The following is an 18621-nucleotide window of genomic DNA, read 5'->3' on the forward strand; positions in this document are numbered from 1 at the left end:
CATGGAACAACAACTCGCCGCGCCTCAGCGCGGTCATCGGGCAACGACGAACGCGGCCGAGGCCGACTACAAGCTCGTCGAAATCTGGGGCGATACCGTCGATACGCGGCATCTCGCTTGGTCGGTCGTGCTCGGCATCGCGATCAGCTATGGCGCGTTCGCGGCGGCCAATCGCGTGCTCGCGGCCTATGTACCCGACCCGGCGATGGCGCGCGCCTACGCAATGCTCGTCGGTCTCGCGGGATGCCTGATTGCGGGCGCGGTCTGCGCGAAGCTGTTCCGCCCGAAGCGCGAAGTGATCGAGGAAGCGCATGGCGCGGCCGGCCGCGAGGAAGTGCTCGCGCAACTTGCGAGCGAAGCGGGTGGGCTCGGACGCGTCGCGGATCTGCCGCCCGCGGTGGCGGCGGAAATGAAGGAACTCGGCCTCTACGAGCTCTTTGCCGATTACGAAAAGCGCGCCGATGTGCGCGAAGGAGCGCGCTGATGGAACCGCTCGTTCAACAACTGCTCGTCGCGCTGTCGATGGGTCTCATCGGCGCGGTCGTCTTTGCGGGCATCGGCCTCATCTCGGGCACGGACGAAACCACCACGCTCGCGCCGCTCACGCTGCTCGTCGTGTTGCTGGGTGTGCCGCCTGTCGGCGTATTCTCGTTCTTCATGGCGGGCGCGGTCTCCAAGCACATGACACACGCGATACCCACCGCGCTGCTCGGCATTCCCGGCGACACGCTCGCCACGCCGCTTCTGCAACAAGCGACGATGCTGCGCAATCTCGGCGTGCCGCACATTGCGCTGCGCAAGATGATCTCGGGCGCGATCATCGCGGCATTCGTCGCGGTCCCGCTCGCGGTGCTGTTCGCCGTGCTGCTCGCACCGTTCGGGCCGGTCATCACGAAGGCCGCGCCGTGGGTGTTTCTGGCGGCGGCCATTGCCATTGCATACTCTTCGTCGGGACGCTGGGCTTCGGTGCTGCTGCTCGTGCCGTTCGTGCTTTTGATCATCGGCTTGCAGGCGCTCACGGGCAAATACGGCGTCAAGCTCTCGGTCAGCTACTTTCTCGGCATCGCCATCGGGCCGCTTATCGCCGATCTCTTTTCAATACTTTCGCCCGTGGGCCGCGCACATATGCGGCGCGATCGTCCGCGCACGTTTTCGCTCGCGCCCGATGTAAAGGACTGGAGCGGTTACTTCCCGAATCCGCTGAAGGTGCTCGATGGCCAGCAACGCGGCTGGGTCGTCGCGACCGCCGCCATCTCCAGCGCGACCTTCGTGTTCAGCCCGGTCGCCATGACGGTCGTGCTCGGCGAACTCGTCGGCTCGCGCGTGAAGCATGCGTATCACCGGCTCACGACCGTGATTTCGGCGCGTAACGGTGTGACCGAGGCCACGTATATCGCCGAGGCGCTGATTCCGCTCATCGCCTTCGGTCTGCCGCTGAGTCCGGTCGCGGCGGGACCGGCCGCGCCGCTCTTCAACGCGCCGCCGCGCTTTACCGTGGATACCGCGACGGGTCACATCAACAATCTTCACACGATGATGACGACCTGGCAGTTCCTCGGCTTCGGCTTGCTTGCAGTGGTGCTGGCGGCGCTCGTGGCCTATCCACTGTCGATGAACTACGCGCATCGCGCGGCGTCGTTCGTCGCACGCAAGCTGAGTCACGAGGCGATCATCGCGACCTTCGTCGGCTTGATCGTGGTGATCAGCGTGTGGGAAGGGCAACTGCTCGGGCTGCTCGTGATCCTGACCGTGGGGCTGATCGGCGGACTGTTGTCGCGCTTGTTCGGCTTCAACACCGGCGTGCAGTTCATGGGCTACTACACGGCGGTCCTGAGCGTGCCGGCTATCACGAAGCTCTTCGGCGGCTAGCCGCGCGCGGACGTATCCTTGATGGTTCACGCCATCGAGGAGCGAATGTGACGAGTCAGGACTTGAAAGAGCGCGCGGTGTCGCCTTCCGTGGTGCGGCACGCCGCGCCGCAAGGTCCGTGCGATGAACTGATCATTCGCACGCAGCCTGAAGCGACCGATCGACCCTGCCGGCGCAAACGGCTCGCGCTGGCGGCGACGATCCTCGGTTCCAGCATGGCCTTCATCGACGGCTCGGTCGTCAACGTCGCGCTCTCGTCCATTCAAAGCCAGCTTGGCGCGAGCGTCGCGGCCATGCAGTGGGTCGTGAACGCGTATCTGCTTTCGCTCGGCTCGCTCGTGCTGGTCGGCGGGTCGATGGGCGACAAGCTCGGCCGTCGCACCGTGTTCATCGCGGGCATCGCCATCTTCATGCTAGCTTCGGCGGTATGCGGCTTCGCGCCCGATACCGCGTGGCTCATCGGCGCGCGGGCGGTGCAGGGCATCGGCGCGGCGCTCCTCGTGCCGAGCAGTCTCGCGATCATCGGCGCCGTGTTCGAGGGCGAAGCGCGCGGACGCGCCATCGGCACATGGGCGGGCGTGGGCGCAATTACGTCGGCGCTCGGTCCGGCGGCGGGCGGCTGGCTCGTCGATGCCTACTCATGGCGCGCGATCTTCTTCCTCAATGTGCCGCTGGCCGCCGCGACCATCGCGCTCGCCATGCTGGCCGTTCCCGACAGCCACAAGCCCGACGCGACACAGCGCCTCGACTGGCCCGGCGCGGCGTGCGCGGCGGCGGGACTCGCGGCGCTGACCTATGGACTCACGGAAGCATCGGCACGCGGTTTCGTGAATTCGCTCGTGCTGTGCGCGCTGGTCGTCGGCGTGCTCGTGCTTGCCGTGTTCGTCGCGATAGAAGCGAAAAGCGCGGCGCCGATGATGCCGCTCGATGTCTTCCGCTCGCGCGACTTCAGCGGCGCGAACGTCGTCACGTTGCTGCTGTACTTTGGCTTGGGCGGCGTGTTGTTCTTCCTGCCGTTCACGCTGATTCGCGCCTATGGCTATACGGCGACGCAAGCGGGCGCCGCGCTCTTGCCGATGCCGCTCATCATCGGACTGCTGTCGCGCGTGACGGGGGGCGTGACGGGGCGCTTCGGCGCGCGCGCATTGTTGACCGTGGGGCCGTGCGTCGCGGGCTTCGGCTTCGGCATGCTCGCGCTGCCTTTCGTGAGCGGCAGCTACTGGACGAGCTTTCTTCCCGCGCTCGTCGTGCTCGGCATCGGCCTCACGATCACGGTCGCGCCGCTCACGTCGGTCGTCATGGCGTCGGTCGAAAGCGAACGCGTGGGCGTGGCATCGGGGATCAACAATGCGGTTGCACGCGTGGCGAGCCTGCTTGCGATTGCGCTGCTCGGCATTGTGTTCGTGTGGTCGCACGACGCCGCGATGGCTTCCAAGGCAGCATCTGTCAGCGATGCCAGCGCGGTCGCCGGCGCATTGCGCGCCGTCGCGTTGCTGTCCGCGCTATGCGCGTTCGCAGCGGGAGGCGTCGCGGTCGCGACGATTCGCTCCGCCCGTTAAGTGTTGTTTATGTTCATTCGACGCTCGGCGGCGTGACGCGCGATGAGCTCGTCGAGCCGCGATAGAAAGAGGCGCAAGGTCGGCGACTGATTCGACTTGCTATAGCCGACAGCCAGGTCGATAGTCGGTGCATCGCCTGCCAAGGGACGGCTGACGACGGACCACGGCATCAGGTTCTGAACGTACGATGGAATCAGCACGAGACCGCGCGTCGATGCCACGAGCGACATGACCATCGCCGGGTTATCCACGCTCTGCGAAGGCAAGATATGCACGCCCGAGCGTTCGAGATAATCGTCGACGACGGAACGCAGCACCTTCGCCTTGCCCGCCATGGCAATGAACGGTTCGCCCACGAGGTCTTGCGGCGCAATCTCGGCGCGTTCGGTCAACGCGTGATCGCTCGGCATCAACACGACGAGCGGTTCTTTATCGACGATGTAATACGCCAGATCGAAGTCCGGCTCCGCGCGCATGAAGGCGAGGTCGAGCTTGCCGCGCGCGACACCTTCCGCGAGTTCGGTCGAATAATCGCTCGATACCGTGACATCGACGTTGAGCAATTCGTCGCGAAGAATATGCATGGCGCCCGGAAGCCAGTTCATCTCCTGGCCCGTGAGAAAGCCGAGCGCGAAACGTTGCTTGCTTGGCGTCGCGGCACGGCGCGCGGCTTCGACGGCGGCATCGACCTGATTCAAGGCGATTTTCGCGTGCTCCATGAAGGCCTTGCCAGCGGGCGTCAGATCCACGCCGCGCGCGCTACGCTCGAAGAGGCGCGTGCCGACCTGATCTTCCAGATCACGGATCTGTCTGCTGAGCGAAGGCTGCGACGTGAACAGCCGCTGTTCCGCCGCTTCGGTCAGACTGCCGGTTTCCGCCACTGCAATGAAGTACCGCAGATGCCGCAGTTCCATGGGCTTCCCGTGCGAGTCGTTGAACGTATCACCCGGAGATTATCCGGGCAATCGTCCAACTGCACGAGTCGTCATGCGCGTTCAACGGTCAAAGCTTCGAGCCGCCGTCCACGTGTAGCGTCTCGCCCGTGACCCAGCGTGCGGCATTCGAAGCAAGAAAGGCCACGGCGTCGCCAATATCGTCCGGCTGCGCAATGCGTTTGAGCGCCTGCATGCCGAGCGTGAGTGCGCGGCCATCGTCGGTCTTCGTGAAGTTCGACATATCGGTTTCCACGACGCCCGGCGCCACCGCATTCACGCGAATGCCGCGTTCGCCGAGCGTCGCCGCGAAGTGCTTGACGAGCGTATCGACCGCGCCTTTGGTCGCGGCGTAAGCGGACAGCGAGTTCACGGACGCGCGCGCCACGAGCGACGACAGCAAGACCACGCTGCTGCCCTTGCACATCGCGGGAAGCAGTTGCTGCACGAGGAAGTAGGGCGCGCGCACGTTCACGGCGTAGAGCGCGTCGAAGTCATCGACGGTCGTATTCTCGATGCTCGCGGCCTTCGAGATGCCCGCGTTGGCGACCAGGATGTCGAGCCTGTCGCCGACCACTTCACGTACACGCCGTGCGAGTTGATGCGGTCCGTCTGCATCGCGCAAATTCGCCTGCACTTTCTGCGCGGTGCCGCCTGCGGCGCGAATCTGCGCGACGACGGCTTCGGCTTCCTGTTCACCGCTGCTGTAGTGAACCAGCACGCTTGCCCCCGCACGCGACAGCGCGATAGCCGTTGCGCGACCGATACCGCGCGATGCGCCCGTGACGAGCGCGGTTTTGCCTGAAAGATCGTTCATGTCGTTGCTCCTTTGAATGGGGAAGAGAACGCGTCAGCCCGCGGTCTTGCCACCATCGACGGTGACGATCTGACCCGTGACGAACGAGGCCGTATCCGAAGCAAGAAAGACTATTGCGCGCGCGATATCGACAGGCGTGCCAACACGTCCAAGCGGCACCTTCGATGCAAGCGCGGCCTTGCGTTCGGCTGTTCCGGTGAAGCGGTCGAGCATGCCGGTATCCGTGGGGCCGGGCGCCACTGCGTTGACGCGCACGCCGAGCGCCGCGACTTCGAGGGCGGCGGACTTCGTCATGCCTTCGACCGCATGCTTGCTGCCCGCATAGACCGACGCGAACGCCGCGCCTTCATGCCCGTAAGTCGACGACACGTTCACGATGCTGCCGTGCTTCTGCGCCTGCATGACGCGCAGTTCGTGCTTCATGCTAAGGAGCGTGCCGAGCACGTTGGTATCGAACGTCGATGCATAGCTTGCGGCGCTCTGATCGACGATCGCACCGGGCTGGCCTTCGGTGCCCGCGTTGTTCACGGCGGCATCGATACGGCCGAAGTGCGCGACGGCTGCATCGACGAGATCGCGCACGCTGTCTTCGTGGCGTACGTCGGCGGCAACGAAGAACGCTTCTGCACCGCGTTCGCGCAGTTCGGTTTCGAACGCGCGTCCTTCGGCTTCACGCCGGCCCGATACGACGATGCGCGCGCCGCTGTCGGCAAAAGCAAACGCCGTTGCGCGGCCAATGCCGGTGAGCGCGCCCGTGATGAGAATGACTGGCTTGTCCATTTCGTGACTCCATCGAGGTCTGAGAGAGACGGGGTTGTGTTGCAGGCCCGTCGGTGGAATCAAATGTAGGGTGCGTGCTTGCTCAAGAAAAAGACTTTCGAGGCAGCCGGTCATGCCTGCGAGGCATGACGCATTGGGATCACGAACTGGCCTCGCGTTCGGGAAAACGCCACTCCTGTCCCGCGACGCTATGTGCGTCACGTCACATTCAATCGCCAGGCGCGAGTCTATAAAGACTGGTCGTGACCATCCAGACGTTGCGCGTCATTCGTCGTACTTGCGTACATTCGCAGCCCGCCCCCAACGGAGTTTCCATGAACACGACGATGAGCATGAGCTTCAAAACCCGAATGAAACGCACGATCAAATGGCGGCTGATCGCCGTGGTCGCCGCGTTGCCGGACTGGGTTCAGACGCTGCTCTTCGTCTCGTGGATCAGGCGCTTCGGCGAACGCGTGCCCGTCTTGCGCGTGCTTTATAACGGCTGCTATAGAACGCATCCTATCGACCGCATGCTCGGCACCGATACAGGCGGCATTTATCCGCCCGAATCCGACAGCGGCCCCGGCGCCGATGCGGGCAATCTACCGTATATGGGATCGCAGCCAAGCATTGTGCGGCATGCGCTGCAGCAACTTGGAGACGTGCGTGGCAGCACGTTCATCGATATCGGCTGCGGAAAAGGGCGGCCGATGATCGTGGCCACCGAGTTTCCCTTCGACGCCGTGCTCGGTTATGACCTGGCCGAGCCGCTCATCGAGATAGCGAACCGCAATGCCGAGATCGTTGCGCGCCGGTTTCCGCAGAGGATACGCATGCAGGCCTTCGTCGAGAATGCGCTCGAACTCGCATTTCCGAAGGGCGATCTCGTTGTCTTCCTGTTCAATCCCTTCGGCGCCGCGCTCATGGCAACGCTTCTGAACAATCTGGAGAAAGCGGTTGCAGATGCAACTATCCGCAAACTCACGGTGGTTTATATCTACCCCGTCTGCGCGCATGTCTTCGATCAATCGCCGATCTTGACGCGACACCTCTCGTGCTCGATTCCCTATGACAGTCACGAAATAGGCTATGGGGCAGAGTCGGAGCAGACTGTGATCGTCTGGAGCAACGCAGCACGAACGGACGTTTGAGTTCCGGCAATGTGCGCTAGTACACGTTCACTTTCGTTGGGTATTCTAAATATTCGTTGAACCCTGCGCGAAGTGAACCATACTTCCTTGGCATTTTCCGATCACTACTGCCACGTCGGCTGACTCATTAGAAGAGTCGGACGCGGAGCGTTCGCGGGCAATCCGCGGGCACGAGGGGACAAACATGGCTTCCACGATTACCCGGCGCTCGTTCGTCACGGGGACGGCGTCGGCGCTTGCGCTTGCGTCCATACCCGAACTCGGTTTCGCCGCGACGCCCAATGTCATACGGCTCGAATGGCAAGTCTTCAAGACAACGCCTCACTACGCGTCGTTTCTCAATGCCATCCGCACCATGCGAGCCACGGCCGACAGCAGCAAACCGGCATCATGGCAGTACTGGAGCAACGTGCATTCGAATTATTGCCCGCATGGCGTGGCGTACTTTCTGACGTGGCATCGCGGTTATATCTATTACTTCGAACAACAACTGCGCACTGTGTCAGGCGATAACACGCTGACGCTTCCGTACTGGGATTACTACACGTATCCCGTGATGCCCTCCGAATTCACCGATACCGCGAGCGGCAATCCCTTATACACATCGCGTGTGAACACGAACGTCTATCAGGCGCTCGATTTGAGCCCGTTCGCGCGCAGCGTCGCCAATTTTCAGCGCGGCACGAGCAACGCGTTCGAGACTAAACTGGAGAATGCACCGCACAATCCGGTGCATGACATCATCGGCGGATACATGGCGGATATCATGACCGCGCCGCTCGATCCCATTTTCTATCTGCATCATGCGAACCTCGACCGCCTGTGGAATGCGTGGTCGTTGCGCTCGACGAGCAAGGTTCCGGCGGCCAACAACAAGTACTGGTCCGGCAGCTTCACGTATGCGACCAACCTCACGATGACGAAGGCCAAGACGCGGACGACCACGGGGCTGGGATACGATTACGCTAACGATACCGTTCCAGTCATCTTGCCACCGCAAGCAGAACGCGGCGGAATCATTCGGGTTCAGGCGCAAATGTCACCCATAAGCGGACGTCCTCAGATCGGCACCTTTACCGCAAGCGCGGGGCGCACGGTGTCATCCACGCGGCGTTCGCTTGGCGGCGTGAAGGGCGTGGCCCTTGCCGACAACTCCATCAGCGCGCGCATTCCGCTTCAAGCCGCCAATGCCACGTTGCTGCGCGATACGCTTGCCGTGGCTCCGGAAGCGGACGACAGCAGCGCGGTCGAATCGCAAGCGCAGTCGCAGTCGCAAGCGGCCAGGCCCGCCGCTTCGGGATTTCGTCATGTGAATCTCGTGCTGGACGGCGTGTCCATGCCGGCGGCGGCACGTGCCGGCGGATTCTTCTACAACGTCTATGTGAATTTGCCCGCAACCGGCGACCCGGATGCTCAACGCGATGCTCACTTCGTCGGCACGCTCGGCGCGTTCGAGGTATCGACAGCGACGCATCACGGCGGCAGCTCGATCGAGTTTCCCGTGACTGAATTGCTCGCGCGCGCGGGCGTGGCGAACCCGAATGAAGTGGTCGTGTCGTTCGTGCGCGTGAGCGGTGTGAATGCGGTTAAGGGAACGGCGATATCCATCGGCGAGATGCGCGTCGAACTTGCCGCGGATGCCCCATAAGCCGCGCTCACTGCGTTGTTTTCTGTCCGTTTCTCGCGGTGAGTTGCTCGTACACGTCGTGCGACACCGCGAGCAATTGCGGCCGTGCAATCGCGCCCGATACCGCATAGCCGAAGTCGCCATCGACCCAATAGAACACGTTGACCGAGCCGTCCTGATACAGCTTGAACGCGGTGACGTCGCGGCTCACTTTGCGATGAGACACGTTGAGCGTGATGCGTTCGCCATTGGCATCGTGATACATGAACTGCGCGATAGGACCTTCATCGCCGGGCAAGAGACGGCCGCCCATCAGATTGAAGCCCACGCGCGTGAGCACGGGCGCGTGCACGTCGGTGCCGAGGCGGCTCGATAGCCACTTCACGAGTTCTTCTTCCTGATCCGCGCCGACTTCGACGGGACGCGTGACCATCGGCGCATACGTGACATAGGCGATAGCCGATTGCCGCGCGAACGATTCGTCGCGGGAGAGGCTGACGTGACGAAGCGAAGTGTTCTCGCCATTCGGCATGAGCATGTCGCGCGCTGTTTCGCTGAACATGCCGCCCACGCCGATGCCGATACCCAGCACGAGTGCCGCAGCAAGTCCCGCAAAGCGCGGCCAATTCGCGGCTTCACGTCGACCCGCATCGACCTTCGTGACAGTGCTGGATGCCGATTCGAGCGGCAGCACGAGACGTTGCGGCAGCGGCTCTTGCAATACGCGATCGTACCGATCATGCAGCATGCTGTTGAGCGAAAAGTAGTCGCTCACGCGGCCCGCGAGCGCGTCGTCGGTTTCAAGCAGCCGATCGATTTCCTCGCGCCGTTGTTCGGCGATCACGCCATCCACGTAAGCCTGGATTTCGTCCTCGCTGACGGGAGTCGATTGTCTGTTCATCGCACCACCTTCAATTGAGCGCTGTCCTGCTTGCCTGCCATTAGCGCGCGAAGCCGCTCGCGTCCGCGCGAAAGCCGCGACATTACCGTGCCGAGAGGTATTTCGAGGGCGAGCGCCACTTCCGCATAGCTCATCTCTTCGAGCCCGACGAGCAGCACCACTTGCCGCTGTTCGATGGGCAGACGCTGCAGCGCATAGTCGAGATCGCGCATTTCCAGCGATTGCGTGTCGCGGCTAGCCACCGCGAACTCGCTTTCGTCGATAGCTTCTTCATCGACGGAGATATGCACGGCTCGCGCATCCGCACGGCGCGTTTGGTTGGCGAACACGTTGTGCATGATCGTGAAAAGCCACGCGCGCAGGTCGGTGCCGGATTCGAATTTTTCGGTGTTGCGCAGGGCGCGTTCGAGCGTGTCCTGCACGAGATCGTCGGCGAGTTCCTGATTGCGGATGAGCGCACGCGAATAGCGCCGCAAACGCGGTACGTGGTCCATCAATTGGTCTCGCACGCTCATTGCGGCTCCTTGCAGCGGGCGGTTCGATTGGTGACGCGGGCGTTCACGAGGCATTCCCTTGCATGTTCTGTTGCTTCGCCAGCAAGTCGGCCGCGCGCATCAGTCCTTGCGTGCCCGCTCTAGCGCCCACCACTGTGCGCACGCCAGCGGTCGAAGTCCATTCGAGAAGGCGCGCCGCATCGATTCTATGCGCCTGCCACGGCGTTCGCATGGATGCCGCGGGTGCGCGCATCGAGAGCAGGACGAGCGGTTCATTTAAGGCGTTGCGATACGTGATCACGCTGACCGTCGAGAAAGCGCCGAGCGTCACGTTGCGTATGCAGTTAGCGCGAAATCCAAGCGACGAAAGATCGGGCGCGGCAGCGGCGGGAACGGGCGTTGTCGCTGTCGGTGCATCTATTGATAGTGCTTCGACAGCTGCGCGTTCGAGCGCCTCATCAGGGACGCGCACGGTGACCCAGATCGCCGAGATCATGAGCGCGAAACACCCCAGGATCGCCGCGAGTAACCGGAAGCGCAGGTCGATCGTGGGACGGCGCGATGCTGGTTGAGCGTGGCTGACGTCGTACATCGAACGCAGTTGCACGTTCAGTCGATCGTAAAACACGACTCTGCGTGCTTCATCCGGCCGCCGCGCCAGATAGGCGTGCAAGCGTTCGGTCCTTTCCGACGCGAGCACGCCGTCCGCGAAAGCCTGAACATCGGCTTCGGATAGACGCATTTCAGAGGGCGGATTCACGATTGCGGGCCTGTTCGAAGATCGGGTCAATGACGCAAACAGCGCCACGCCGCGTTTATTCCGCAAGACGCGAAATATTTTTGAATGCAGCGGCGGGCGAGCTTGCGGCCATCAGGAACCGGCGTAGATATGGCAGAAGCTGTAGGGCCCCACGCATTGCGAGGCGCTCATGTTCATGCGTGCGTTGCCCGAGTCTCTCGTGGACGCGGCGCCGCCGTATGAGGTCGTATCCGCGGACTTCGCATGCGCAACCTGGTTCTGATAGATCGGGCTGACGTCGGGATACGACGCATCGACCACGAGTCGCGAGCCGTTTTGCTCGGCCTGAACGAGTTGTGCGCGGACTTCGGCGCGTGTGAGGCTCTGCGCGAAAGCGCCTGAGGAGAGGACGAGTGCGGCGGATACAGCGGCGAGTTTGACGAGGTTCATGTTCGGCTCCTTGAGCGTGTTTAATGGGCTTGCATGTAGACAAACAACCGTTGCGGCGAATCTATTCCCGAGAATTTTCGGCATGAACGTGCTTGCTGACTGAGGGTTGGTTACTTCGCTTTGTCGTCACGTGCGAGCAGTGCGCGAATCTTTTGCTCGGTCTGCGCGTATTGACCTTCGCCGAAGTGGCTATAGACGAGTTTGCCGTTCTGATCGATGAGATAGAAAGCTGGCCAGTATCGATTCCCATAGGCTCGCCACGTCGCGAACTCGTTGTCTTGCGCAACGGGGTATTTAATGCCATTGCCAACGATGGCTTTCCTGAGATTGCCCGTATCGCGTTCGAAGCCATACTCGGGCGAATGCACGCCCACCACGACGAGTCCTTTGTTGCGATAGCGCGCATGCAAGTCTTTCACGTAGGGCAGCGTGTGAGCGCAATTGATGCAGTCGAAAGTCCAGAACTCGACGAGCACCACCTTGCCGCGCAGTTGCTTAAGATCGAGCGGCGCGCTGTTGAACCAGTTGTCGATACCCTTGAATTCCGGCGCGTTTGCACCGTTCGCTACGGTTGCGGTAGCGGGCAACGAGACATGAGTGGATGCGAAGACCGCGAACGCCGCGCTGCCCGCGATGCCGGCTGCAACAGCGGCGATCCTGAAACGACTGAACATGATTTACTCCTTTGGAGTCGATGTCAGGTCGTATTGGATCGCGGCGGTGTATCTCGCTTGTGGTGGTTATGAATCGGCGTGTGTCGCTTCAGGATGCGGATACGCTGTGATACGAAGCGTATCCGCAAGGCATGGGCATGACGACGCTTTAGCGCAAGCTCAATGGCTCGCGTTGTACGCAAGATAGCGCCAGGCGAATTCATCGCCGATGCGCTGCACCTTGCCTGCTGAGGTCATCGGGAAATGCGCGGGAAAGACCGTTGCATTCGTCTCGGCTGCATGGTTCAAGAGCCATTCGCGCGAAGCGCGTGCAAGATCAGGTCGAAGGCAGAAGGTCGAACCGAACTGCGGTCTTGATACTTGCAACGGGCTATGCATGACATCGCCCGAGAAGAGCGCACGCTTGTTGCCGGACGTTATCTCTATCGCCATGTGTCCCGCGCTATGCCCGAAGGTTGGCCAAAAGCGGATGCCTTCGCGAAGGATTGAGCCTTCGTCCGGCACGGTAAGCGCTATGCCCGCATCGATCAAAGGCGCAACGCTGTCATCGAACACCATGCGTCGCGGTGCGCCCGCGGGCGTGTCGAAAAACGCGCGCTCACGTTCGCCGAATACATGAGTCGCGTTGGGAAACACAGGCGTCCAGCGCCCGTTCTCCCAATGCGTATTCCAGCCGACGTGATCGACATGCAAATGCGTGAGCAGCACATAGTCCACGCGATGCCGGTCGAAGCCCGCCGCTTCGAAACGCTGCAGCACAGGGTTGTCGAGCCGGTCGAATAGCGCACTGAAGGGTCTTGGCTTTCCGTTGCCGATGCCCGTATCCACCACGAGCGTCAGCCCGTCGATCTCGACGACCCATAGATGTGTGCGTAGCGTCACTTGCTGATTGTCCGAACCGATGCTCGCCAAATCTTCGTTGGGAAACAGCACGTCGGCCTTTAACGAAAATTCCGTTTCGTCGATACGCGTGACCCGCATTTCATTAAGACGCCAGTCGAGCGCTGTGTTCATGCGTTCTTCCTCGTAGTCGATGCAATGCGCGTCGTCGCCAATGCGTAAAGCAGGGCGCTCGCAAGCGCGGATACACCGCCGACGATGGCGAGCGCCGTGCCTAAGCCGGCATGCGCACCCGCGAGATGCTCGTTGAGGTAGCCTACCGCGAGCGGACCGACGCCGCCGCTTATCGCATTGGTCATGAAGACGAGCAGCGCGATCGAACGGCCGCGCATGCGATTAGGCACGGCGATTTGCAGCGGCACAGGGGCGAGCGCCATCGCAATGCTCGCGGCGAGCGCACATGCGCCGTAGAGCAAGATCGCGAGCGTGCTGTTGGTCACGAGCGGCATGGCGATGGCGGCGGGCACCAGCGCGGTCACGGCGCATGTCGACAGCATGAGGACTTTGTGTAGCGTGCGTTCGTCGGTGACGCGCGCGGCGAGCATGCCAGCAAGCGCCACGCCCATCATGCCGCCGGTCATGTAAGCAGGCGCGGCCATCTTTCCGACCATGGCGGGCGCAAGATGAAAGTGCCGCATGAGCAAGGTGGGAAACCACGCGGCATGCGAATAGAACAGCGTGATGAGCGCGACATAAGCGGCAAAGTACGGTGCGCAGAAGCGATTGCGCATGAACAGTTCGGCGAGCACTTCGCGTAGCGAGGGCAGGGCCTCATCAAAATCCGTATTGGCGATGCTGATAGTCGTGGCTTCGCGTCTTGCCGGCTCGCGAATCGTCAAGGCAACGAGTGCTGCCAGCACGAGTCCTGGTGATCCGACGAGCACGAAAACCGCTTGCCACGGCTGAAAGCCATGCGCGGCGAGCCATGTGCTCACGTCGCCGCCAGCGGCGGATAGCAGCATGCCGCCGCCGAAGAGTGCAAGCCCGCCGCCGATATACGGTCCCAGCATGAAGACGCTGCTCGCTCGCGCGACCTTACGCGGCGCGAAGATATCGCTGAAGATGGAGAGCGCCGCAGGACTCAGCGCCGCTTCCGCGATGGCTGTTCCCGCGCGCGCGAACAGCAGTTCGGTGAAGCTCGTCGCGAAGCCGCAAAGAGCCGTGGAAATGGCCCAGATCGCGACGCATATGGCGATTAGCCTGACGCGATTAGCGCGATCCACGAGACGCGCGACGAACACACCCGCAGTCGCATAGCACATGGTGAACGAGAAGCCTTGCAGCAGTCCGATTTGAGTATCGGTGACGCCGAGCGTGAGCTTGATCGGCTGCACGAGAATGCTGACGATCTGACGGTCCAGATACGAAAACGCGAAGCACGTGAAGAACAACAGCACGACGTACAGCGGATGACGGACGTCGAGCGGGGCATCGGCGTTAGAAGCCGACGCAAGCGGATGAGCGCTCATGCGAATGCTCCTTGAAATCAGTCGAGGGGTGCTTCGGCGGCAAGAAGCGCAATGCAATCGCCGGCTTCGACGCGGGCAAAGGTGCGCGCACACATCACGCGACCATCGCCACGAAATGCGATGTCGCGCGGCGCGCGCCACGGTTCTTGTGGATCGAAGAGACGGCCCGCGAGCTGACCCGAGCGCACTTCGTCGTTCAAGGCGAAGGCGGGTTCGAAGACGCCCGCATGCGGCGCATACACGTAATGCTGCGTGCCTTCCACGCGTAGATAACGCGTCCTGGGCGGCGCATCGTGCGCGGCATCGTGCAATACATCGAGGCGATGCAGCACGCGCTGCAAACCGCTTTCGACGATAGCGAGATTCGCCGCGTCGCAGCCGGCATGGCCGCCGAATTCGCCGCATAGGAAGAGCGTGTCGTGGCGTTCGGCCGCGGCTGCGAAGGTGCGATCCTCGCCGAGCAGATCCATGATCATGGTGTAGGGCGCGCCGAACGCGCGCACCAGATCGAGATAGCGCGCGCGACGTGCGGCATCGCCCGATGGCGGCGATGCAAGCAGTGTCGGCGCATGTTCGAAGCTCGCGCCGCCCGCGTGCAGGTCGATGACGACATCGGCGCGCGGCAGCAGTTCTGTCTCGACATAATGCGCAATCATCTCGGTCGGCTTGCCGTGACGTGAGCCGGGGAAGAGCCGGTTGAGATTGCCGCCGTCGATAGGCGATGTGCGCGAGCCATTCACGAACGCCGGAAAATTCAGCCCCGGTATGACGATGATACGACCTCGAATCGAAAGCGATGGCATGCGCTGCATGAGCTTCATCAGCGCGACGGGGCCTTCATATTCGTCGCCGTGATTGCCGCCGGTAAGAAGCACCGTGGGGCCGTCGCCCGCGTTCAGGACGGCGAGCGGAATGGGGATATGACCGTATGCGGAACGGTCATGCGACCACGGTAGACGCAGTGTGCCGGTCTGAAAACCGTGGCGTTCGTAGTCGATATCGGTTGCAATGAGCGAGGCTGTAGTGGACATGAGCGGATCTCGAATCGAGTAGGTTCGTATCCACTATTGCCGACGAAATATCTGCTGGCCAATGCCGTTTTCTGCAGCGGGCGATGCCTTCAGGGCATCACGCTTCAGGGTGCTTTTGCGCTTCGAGCAGTTCGATGAAGCGTTGCAATGCCGCGCTGCCGTGCTGCGCAAGAAAGCAGAATTCGAGCGGCAACGGCACCGACAGGTCCTCCACTTCGACGAAGCGCACGCGTGCGGGCGGACGTTCGCGATTGGCCGCATTTACGAGCGCCGCGCCGACGCCTGCCGCGACGAGCGAGAGAATCGCGGTTTCGGTGGCGGCTTCCTGGCGAATATTCAGCGTGAGACCGCGCTCGGCGCACGCGGAGATGAGGCGGTCATAGTAGGCCGCATAGACGTGTCGCGGAAACGCGATGAACGGCAGCGCGGCAAGCTCGCTTGCACGCACCCTGGCTTGCGCGGCGAGCGGACATTGCTCGGGCACCGCAAGCACCACGTTCTGTTCGAGCAGCCGGATGCTGGCGAAGCCATCGGGCAGCGCGCCGAAGCGGTAACAAAAGCCGCCTTCGAGCCGTTCGGCGGCGATGGCATCGAGTTGCTCGGGCGTGTTCATCGGCTGCAATTCGAGCGCTATGTCGCGAGCGTTCTGCTGAAACGCGTTGAGCGCGGACAGCACGAGACCGCTCCACGATGCATTCTCGACGAAACCCACACGCAAACGTCCTTGTTCGCCCGATGCAATGCGATGCGCGAGCCGGTTCGCGGCATCGACATGGGCGAGGATCGCGCGTGCTTCGGAGAGATAGGCAATGCCGGCAGCGGTCAGCTTCAGGCCGCGCGGCGTGCGTTCGAAAAGCGTCGCGCCGATGGTCTGTTCGAGATCTTGAATCTGCCGGGAAATGGCGGGCTGCGTGACATGCAGATGCTCGGATGCGGCGCGCACGCTGCGCAATTCGGCAACGGCAATGAAGTAACGAAGATGGCGCAGTTCCATGTGTTGGTCGGGCGTGAGACGGCCATGTGAGCGGTGAGAGACACGAAGAAGTCTCTCACTTTGCCCGAGGAACTGCGATGCGAATGACCTTGGAAGAAGGCTTGGTGTTATGCGGCACGCGCCTGCAACGCGGCGCTTTCTTCGCGCGCGGCCTTTGCGGCCTTGGTCTTGCCTGCACGCGACGGCGGCTGGCAGATTCCGCAGACCATGCCGGTCGTGATGTCCTGCGAGTGCGCCACGAACTTGCCGTGGCAGCGCTTGCAGCCCGCGAGGCGCAGCATGCCGGCTTCCTTGAAGCGCACCAGCGTCCATGCGCGCGTCAGGTCCATTTGCAGCGGCTCGCCTTGCATCGTGAAATGCTCGGCATAAAGACCATAGGCGCGGCTCAAGAGATCGACGCGGTCCAGTTCGCGGCTGTTGGCTTCGAGAAACGCATAGACATTGGCGAACATGGATGCATGGATGTTCGGCCCCCATGTCAGATACCAGTCGGCGGAGAAGGGCAGCATGCCCTTGGGCGGTGAAGCACCCTTCACTTCGCGATAGAGGCGAATGAGACGGTCGCGCGAGAGCTTCGGAAACTCCGACTCGAGCACTTGCATGCGTGCGCCGAGTTTGATCAGCGTAACCGCGCGCAGCACCTGGCTGGCGTCGTCGGCGAGACTCTTCGTCGATGCAGTCGTGCTCATGTTCAGGCCACCAGAAGCGATGCGTTGGATGCGGCAGAAGCGCTTTGCGCGCGTTCCGTGAGACTGGCGAGGCCCGTGAGCAGCGCATCGCCGCCAAGGCGGAAGAAGCACAGCAGTTGCGACGACGAAGCCAGCCGCACTGTCTGATCGGGCGACAACTGCGTCAGCGTTTGAGCCATTTCGGCGGACAGGCCGAGATGAGCCTGCGCCGCGTCCCGGTCTTCGGTCAGCACACGCTGCGCAAGCAGCAGATAAGACAGGTTCAATTCACGAATCGAATCGAGGGTTTGGCTGTCGTGCGTCATGGCGTTGGACCGAAGTTGACTGTGACGGGGAGTGTCGGAAACATCAGTTGTTTCAGAGCACGGAACCGATTGTGAGGCGATTCTATTTGTCATGCAACACAATGTTACAGAGGCAAACCTTTGCGATTGGACTATTTTGAGTAGGCAAACGTTTATGGAGAGAAGATAAATACTTTATTGGCGTCCTATCCGGCGAAAGAATCTTCTCGCATGGACGGAATATAGGTCCACCAGTGACGCTTCTAGTGTGATCAATCGTAAATATTTCCGCTGGTTAAAGAAAAAGCTGCTCAGGCCTTTGATCGTTGAAAAAGTCACTTTCGGCAAAATGTTCCGTAAAAATTTCTTTCGCCTGATGTATGAAAACGACAGAGTTACCACCCGTGAGGCGGAATTGTTTCCGCAAAACTTGAATCCAGATGTGATTCGGCGGTTCTTCACAGAAGGTTGTCGGCAGGCGAAAACGAGAGCGGGTATCTGCAATGCAACAATTTTGGCCGGGTTTTTGTCATCCCTTCTCCTCAAGGCGCTCGGGCCGCCGAGATGCCGCAATTGCTTGCACCGCCTGCCTCGGCGGGGCGTCCTGCAGTCTAGTTCTTCCCTATCTTGGTTTCAGCGCGATCTATCGTGCAGCACTGCAACAATTTTGAAGCAAGTCTTTAACGGGCTCAAAAACATTGCCATTAAAAAAGCACCACTGGCCGATAAAGGCGCGCAAACGCTAAAACCGGTATTCGAGAAACACTGAAAGACGCTTGAAATGTAAGCAGGATCATTAAGCGGCGATTTAACGTGTTCGAAACTGAATCATTTTTCATCGCCCGCACTTCGTATGGCCCGGCACATTCCGGCTGACGCCTTGCTGGTATGAGGATTGAGGGCTCCTGGCACGCCTCTCGCTTATGTATGACAAAGCACGGTAAATAGTCGCGAACGGGAATCGAACAAGCGGCTAACGGTGCTACGGGGCTGGCCCTGAGGTTTCGATGATCGCCGTCAGATGCGATCACGAAACCTCAAGTGGCCAGAAAAAAGCACAGCGCAATGCGCACAGACCAAAAAGTCAAATCATGTTGAGCCTTCAATCAGACCTGCACGGCAACCATTTGTTGGGCGCGCTTCCGGCGCAAGAATGGCAAGCAATCGCTCCTCATCTCGAACTCGTCCAGTTGCGCACGGAACAGTTGCTTTGCGATTCCGGACAACGCATTCACCACGTGTACTTCCCGACCACGGCTATCGTCTCGCTTCTGCATAC

General features: G+C 61.4%; 20 protein-coding genes and 1 pseudogene. 7 read left to right on the top strand and 14 right to left on the bottom strand.

The genetic code is table 11. The features are described 5' to 3' along the window. Position 1 precedes the first annotated feature (1 nt). The 3 genes from NCR40_RS28670 to NCR40_RS28680 are packed head-to-tail and all read left to right on the top strand — an operon-like array spanning position 2 to position 3428. Complete coding sequence (locus NCR40_RS28670) at positions 2 to 484, top strand: hypothetical protein (protein ID WP_244831783.1); 483 nt, start codon at positions 2 to 4, stop codon at positions 482 to 484. Then, positions 484 to 1869 (top strand): tripartite tricarboxylate transporter permease, encoded by a 1386-nt coding sequence (locus tag NCR40_RS28675; protein WP_250511452.1) that lies wholly within the window; start codon positions 484 to 486, stop codon positions 1867 to 1869. Before NCR40_RS28670 ends, NCR40_RS28675 begins: the two co-directional genes overlap by 1 nt. Before the next feature lie 47 nt (positions 1870 to 1916). Beyond that, positions 1917 to 3428, top strand: a complete 1512-nt coding sequence (locus NCR40_RS28680; RefSeq protein WP_502801041.1) for an MFS transporter — start codon at positions 1917 to 1919, stop codon at positions 3426 to 3428. Here the strand turns inward: NCR40_RS28680 and NCR40_RS28685 are convergent. The 3 genes from NCR40_RS28685 to NCR40_RS28695 all read right to left on the bottom strand — a co-directional run bounded on the left by NCR40_RS28685 (position 3425) and on the right by NCR40_RS28695 (position 5957). Next, positions 3425 to 4342: a LysR family transcriptional regulator gene (locus tag NCR40_RS28685; protein ID WP_250511453.1), complete on the bottom strand. Its 918-nt coding sequence runs from the start codon at positions 4340 to 4342 to the stop codon at positions 3425 to 3427. The two genes, NCR40_RS28680 and NCR40_RS28685, sit on opposite strands and share 4 nt — an antisense overlap. Positions 4343 to 4430: 88 nt before the next feature. Next, positions 4431 to 5177 carry an SDR family NAD(P)-dependent oxidoreductase gene (locus NCR40_RS28690; protein ID WP_250511454.1) on the bottom strand — a complete coding sequence of 249 codons (747 nt, stop codon included), beginning with the start codon at positions 5175 to 5177 and terminating at the stop codon, positions 4431 to 4433. Between the two features lie 33 nt (positions 5178 to 5210). Next, on the bottom strand, positions 5211 to 5957 hold the full coding sequence (locus tag NCR40_RS28695) for an SDR family NAD(P)-dependent oxidoreductase (RefSeq protein WP_250511455.1): 747 nt from the start codon (positions 5955 to 5957) through the stop codon (positions 5211 to 5213). A gap of 314 nt (positions 5958 to 6271) precedes the next feature. Between NCR40_RS28695 and NCR40_RS28700 the strand changes: the two genes are divergently transcribed. Then, entirely contained in the window at positions 6272 to 7090 is an 819-nt protein-coding gene (locus tag NCR40_RS28700; protein WP_250469846.1) for a class I SAM-dependent methyltransferase, read from the top strand. Between the two features lie 184 nt (positions 7091 to 7274). Continuing rightward, a complete protein-coding gene (locus NCR40_RS28705) occupies positions 7275 to 8738 on the top strand; it encodes a tyrosinase family protein (protein WP_250511456.1) in 1464 nt (487 codons plus the stop codon). Between the two features lie 7 nt (positions 8739 to 8745). Here the strand turns inward: NCR40_RS28705 and NCR40_RS28710 are convergent, their stop codons facing one another. The 11 genes from NCR40_RS28710 to NCR40_RS28760 all read right to left on the bottom strand — a co-directional run bounded on the left by NCR40_RS28710 (position 8746) and on the right by NCR40_RS28760 (position 17363). Beyond that, on the bottom strand, positions 8746 to 9618 hold the full coding sequence (locus tag NCR40_RS28710) for an anti-sigma factor family protein (RefSeq protein WP_250511457.1): 873 nt from the start codon (positions 9616 to 9618) through the stop codon (positions 8746 to 8748). Continuing rightward, positions 9615 to 10133 (bottom strand): RNA polymerase sigma factor, encoded by a 519-nt coding sequence (locus NCR40_RS28715; RefSeq protein WP_250511458.1) that lies wholly within the window; start codon positions 10131 to 10133, stop codon positions 9615 to 9617. Before NCR40_RS28715 ends, NCR40_RS28710 begins: the two co-directional genes overlap by 4 nt. 43 nt (positions 10134 to 10176) lie before the next feature. Next, the gene (locus NCR40_RS28720; RefSeq protein ID WP_250511459.1) at positions 10177 to 10872 is read right to left on the bottom strand and encodes an anti-sigma factor family protein; all 696 of its coding nucleotides are present in this window, start codon (positions 10870 to 10872) and stop codon (positions 10177 to 10179) included. A 111-nt stretch (positions 10873 to 10983) separates the two neighbouring features. Further along, the gene (locus tag NCR40_RS28725) at positions 10984 to 11301 is read right to left on the bottom strand and encodes a DUF4148 domain-containing protein (protein ID WP_244831773.1); all 318 of its coding nucleotides are present in this window, start codon (positions 11299 to 11301) and stop codon (positions 10984 to 10986) included. 110 nt (positions 11302 to 11411) lie between these two features. Continuing rightward, entirely contained in the window at positions 11412 to 11975 is a 564-nt protein-coding gene (locus tag NCR40_RS28730; RefSeq protein ID WP_250511460.1) for a thioredoxin family protein, read from the bottom strand. 159 nt (positions 11976 to 12134) lie between these two features. Then, a complete protein-coding gene (locus tag NCR40_RS28735) occupies positions 12135 to 12989 on the bottom strand; it encodes an MBL fold metallo-hydrolase (RefSeq protein WP_250511461.1) in 855 nt (284 codons plus the stop codon). After that, positions 12986 to 14344, bottom strand: a complete 1359-nt coding sequence (locus NCR40_RS28740; protein ID WP_250469840.1) for an MFS transporter — start codon at positions 14342 to 14344, stop codon at positions 12986 to 12988. The genes NCR40_RS28735 and NCR40_RS28740 overlap by 4 nt, the downstream gene beginning before the upstream one ends. 17 nt (positions 14345 to 14361) lie before the next feature. Continuing rightward, entirely contained in the window at positions 14362 to 15375 is a 1014-nt protein-coding gene (locus NCR40_RS28745) for a succinylglutamate desuccinylase/aspartoacylase family protein (protein WP_250511462.1), read from the bottom strand. Between the two features lie 97 nt (positions 15376 to 15472). Continuing rightward, complete coding sequence (locus NCR40_RS28750; RefSeq protein ID WP_250511463.1) at positions 15473 to 16369, bottom strand: LysR family transcriptional regulator; 897 nt, start codon at positions 16367 to 16369, stop codon at positions 15473 to 15475. A 107-nt stretch (positions 16370 to 16476) separates the two neighbouring features. Continuing rightward, positions 16477 to 17058, bottom strand: a complete 582-nt coding sequence (flhC, locus tag NCR40_RS28755; protein ID WP_244831767.1) for a flagellar transcriptional regulator FlhC — start codon at positions 17056 to 17058, stop codon at positions 16477 to 16479. A gap of 2 nt (positions 17059 to 17060) precedes the next feature. Next, positions 17061 to 17363 (bottom strand): flagellar transcriptional regulator FlhD, encoded by a 303-nt coding sequence (locus tag NCR40_RS28760; protein WP_250469837.1) that lies wholly within the window; start codon positions 17361 to 17363, stop codon positions 17061 to 17063. Positions 17364 to 17610: 247 nt separating this feature from the next. Here NCR40_RS28760 and NCR40_RS28765 point away from each other — a divergent pair, with 247 nt between their 5' ends. Both NCR40_RS28765 and NCR40_RS28770 read left to right on the top strand, forming a co-directional pair. Beyond that, positions 17611 to 18111: a hypothetical protein gene (locus NCR40_RS28765; RefSeq protein ID WP_250511464.1), complete on the top strand. Its 501-nt coding sequence runs from the start codon at positions 17611 to 17613 to the stop codon at positions 18109 to 18111. A 322-nt stretch (positions 18112 to 18433) separates the two neighbouring features. Then, a pseudogene (locus tag NCR40_RS28770) lies at positions 18434 to 18621 on the top strand (Crp/Fnr family transcriptional regulator); the annotation flags it as partial.

The organism is Caballeronia sp. GACF4, assembly GCF_023631025.1.
Classification (GTDB): Bacteria; Pseudomonadota; Gammaproteobacteria; order Burkholderiales; family Burkholderiaceae; genus Caballeronia.

Bases quoted from the DNA above. Each gene is read 5' to 3' on its own strand.
- NCR40_RS28685 (WP_250511453.1), bottom strand. From the start codon at position 4,342: ATGGAACTGCGGCATCTGCGGTACTTCATTGCAGTGGCGGAAACCGGC.
- NCR40_RS28705 (WP_250511456.1), top strand. From the start codon at position 7,275: ATGGCTTCCACGATTACCCGGCGCTCGTTCGTCACGGGGACGGCGTCG.
- NCR40_RS28710 (WP_250511457.1), bottom strand. From the start codon at position 9,618: ATGAACAGACAATCGACTCCCGTCAGCGAGGACGAAATCCAGGCTTAC.
- NCR40_RS28675 (WP_250511452.1), top strand. From the start codon at position 484: ATGGAACCGCTCGTTCAACAACTGCTCGTCGCGCTGTCGATGGGTCTC.
- NCR40_RS28760 (WP_250469837.1), bottom strand. From the start codon at position 17,363: ATGACGCACGACAGCCAAACCCTCGATTCGATTCGTGAATTGAACCTG.
- NCR40_RS28715 (WP_250511458.1), bottom strand. From the start codon at position 10,133: ATGAGCGTGCGAGACCAATTGATGGACCACGTACCGCGTTTGCGGCGC.
- NCR40_RS28735 (WP_250511461.1), bottom strand. From the start codon at position 12,989: ATGAACACAGCGCTCGACTGGCGTCTTAATGAAATGCGGGTCACGCGT.
- NCR40_RS28730 (WP_250511460.1), bottom strand. From the start codon at position 11,975: ATGTTCAGTCGTTTCAGGATCGCCGCTGTTGCAGCCGGCATCGCGGGC.
- NCR40_RS28725 (WP_244831773.1), bottom strand. From the start codon at position 11,301: ATGAACCTCGTCAAACTCGCCGCTGTATCCGCCGCACTCGTCCTCTCC.
- NCR40_RS28750 (WP_250511463.1), bottom strand. From the start codon at position 16,369: ATGGAACTGCGCCATCTTCGTTACTTCATTGCCGTTGCCGAATTGCGC.
- NCR40_RS28745 (WP_250511462.1), bottom strand. From the start codon at position 15,375: ATGTCCACTACAGCCTCGCTCATTGCAACCGATATCGACTACGAACGC.
- NCR40_RS28695 (WP_250511455.1), bottom strand. From the start codon at position 5,957: ATGGACAAGCCAGTCATTCTCATCACGGGCGCGCTCACCGGCATTGGC.
- NCR40_RS28690 (WP_250511454.1), bottom strand. From the start codon at position 5,177: ATGAACGATCTTTCAGGCAAAACCGCGCTCGTCACGGGCGCATCGCGC.
- NCR40_RS28700 (WP_250469846.1), top strand. From the start codon at position 6,272: ATGAACACGACGATGAGCATGAGCTTCAAAACCCGAATGAAACGCACG.
- flhC (WP_244831767.1), bottom strand. From the start codon at position 17,058: ATGAGCACGACTGCATCGACGAAGAGTCTCGCCGACGACGCCAGCCAG.
- NCR40_RS28670 (WP_244831783.1), top strand. From the start codon at position 2: ATGGAACAACAACTCGCCGCGCCTCAGCGCGGTCATCGGGCAACGACG.
- NCR40_RS28740 (WP_250469840.1), bottom strand. From the start codon at position 14,344: ATGAGCGCTCATCCGCTTGCGTCGGCTTCTAACGCCGATGCCCCGCTC.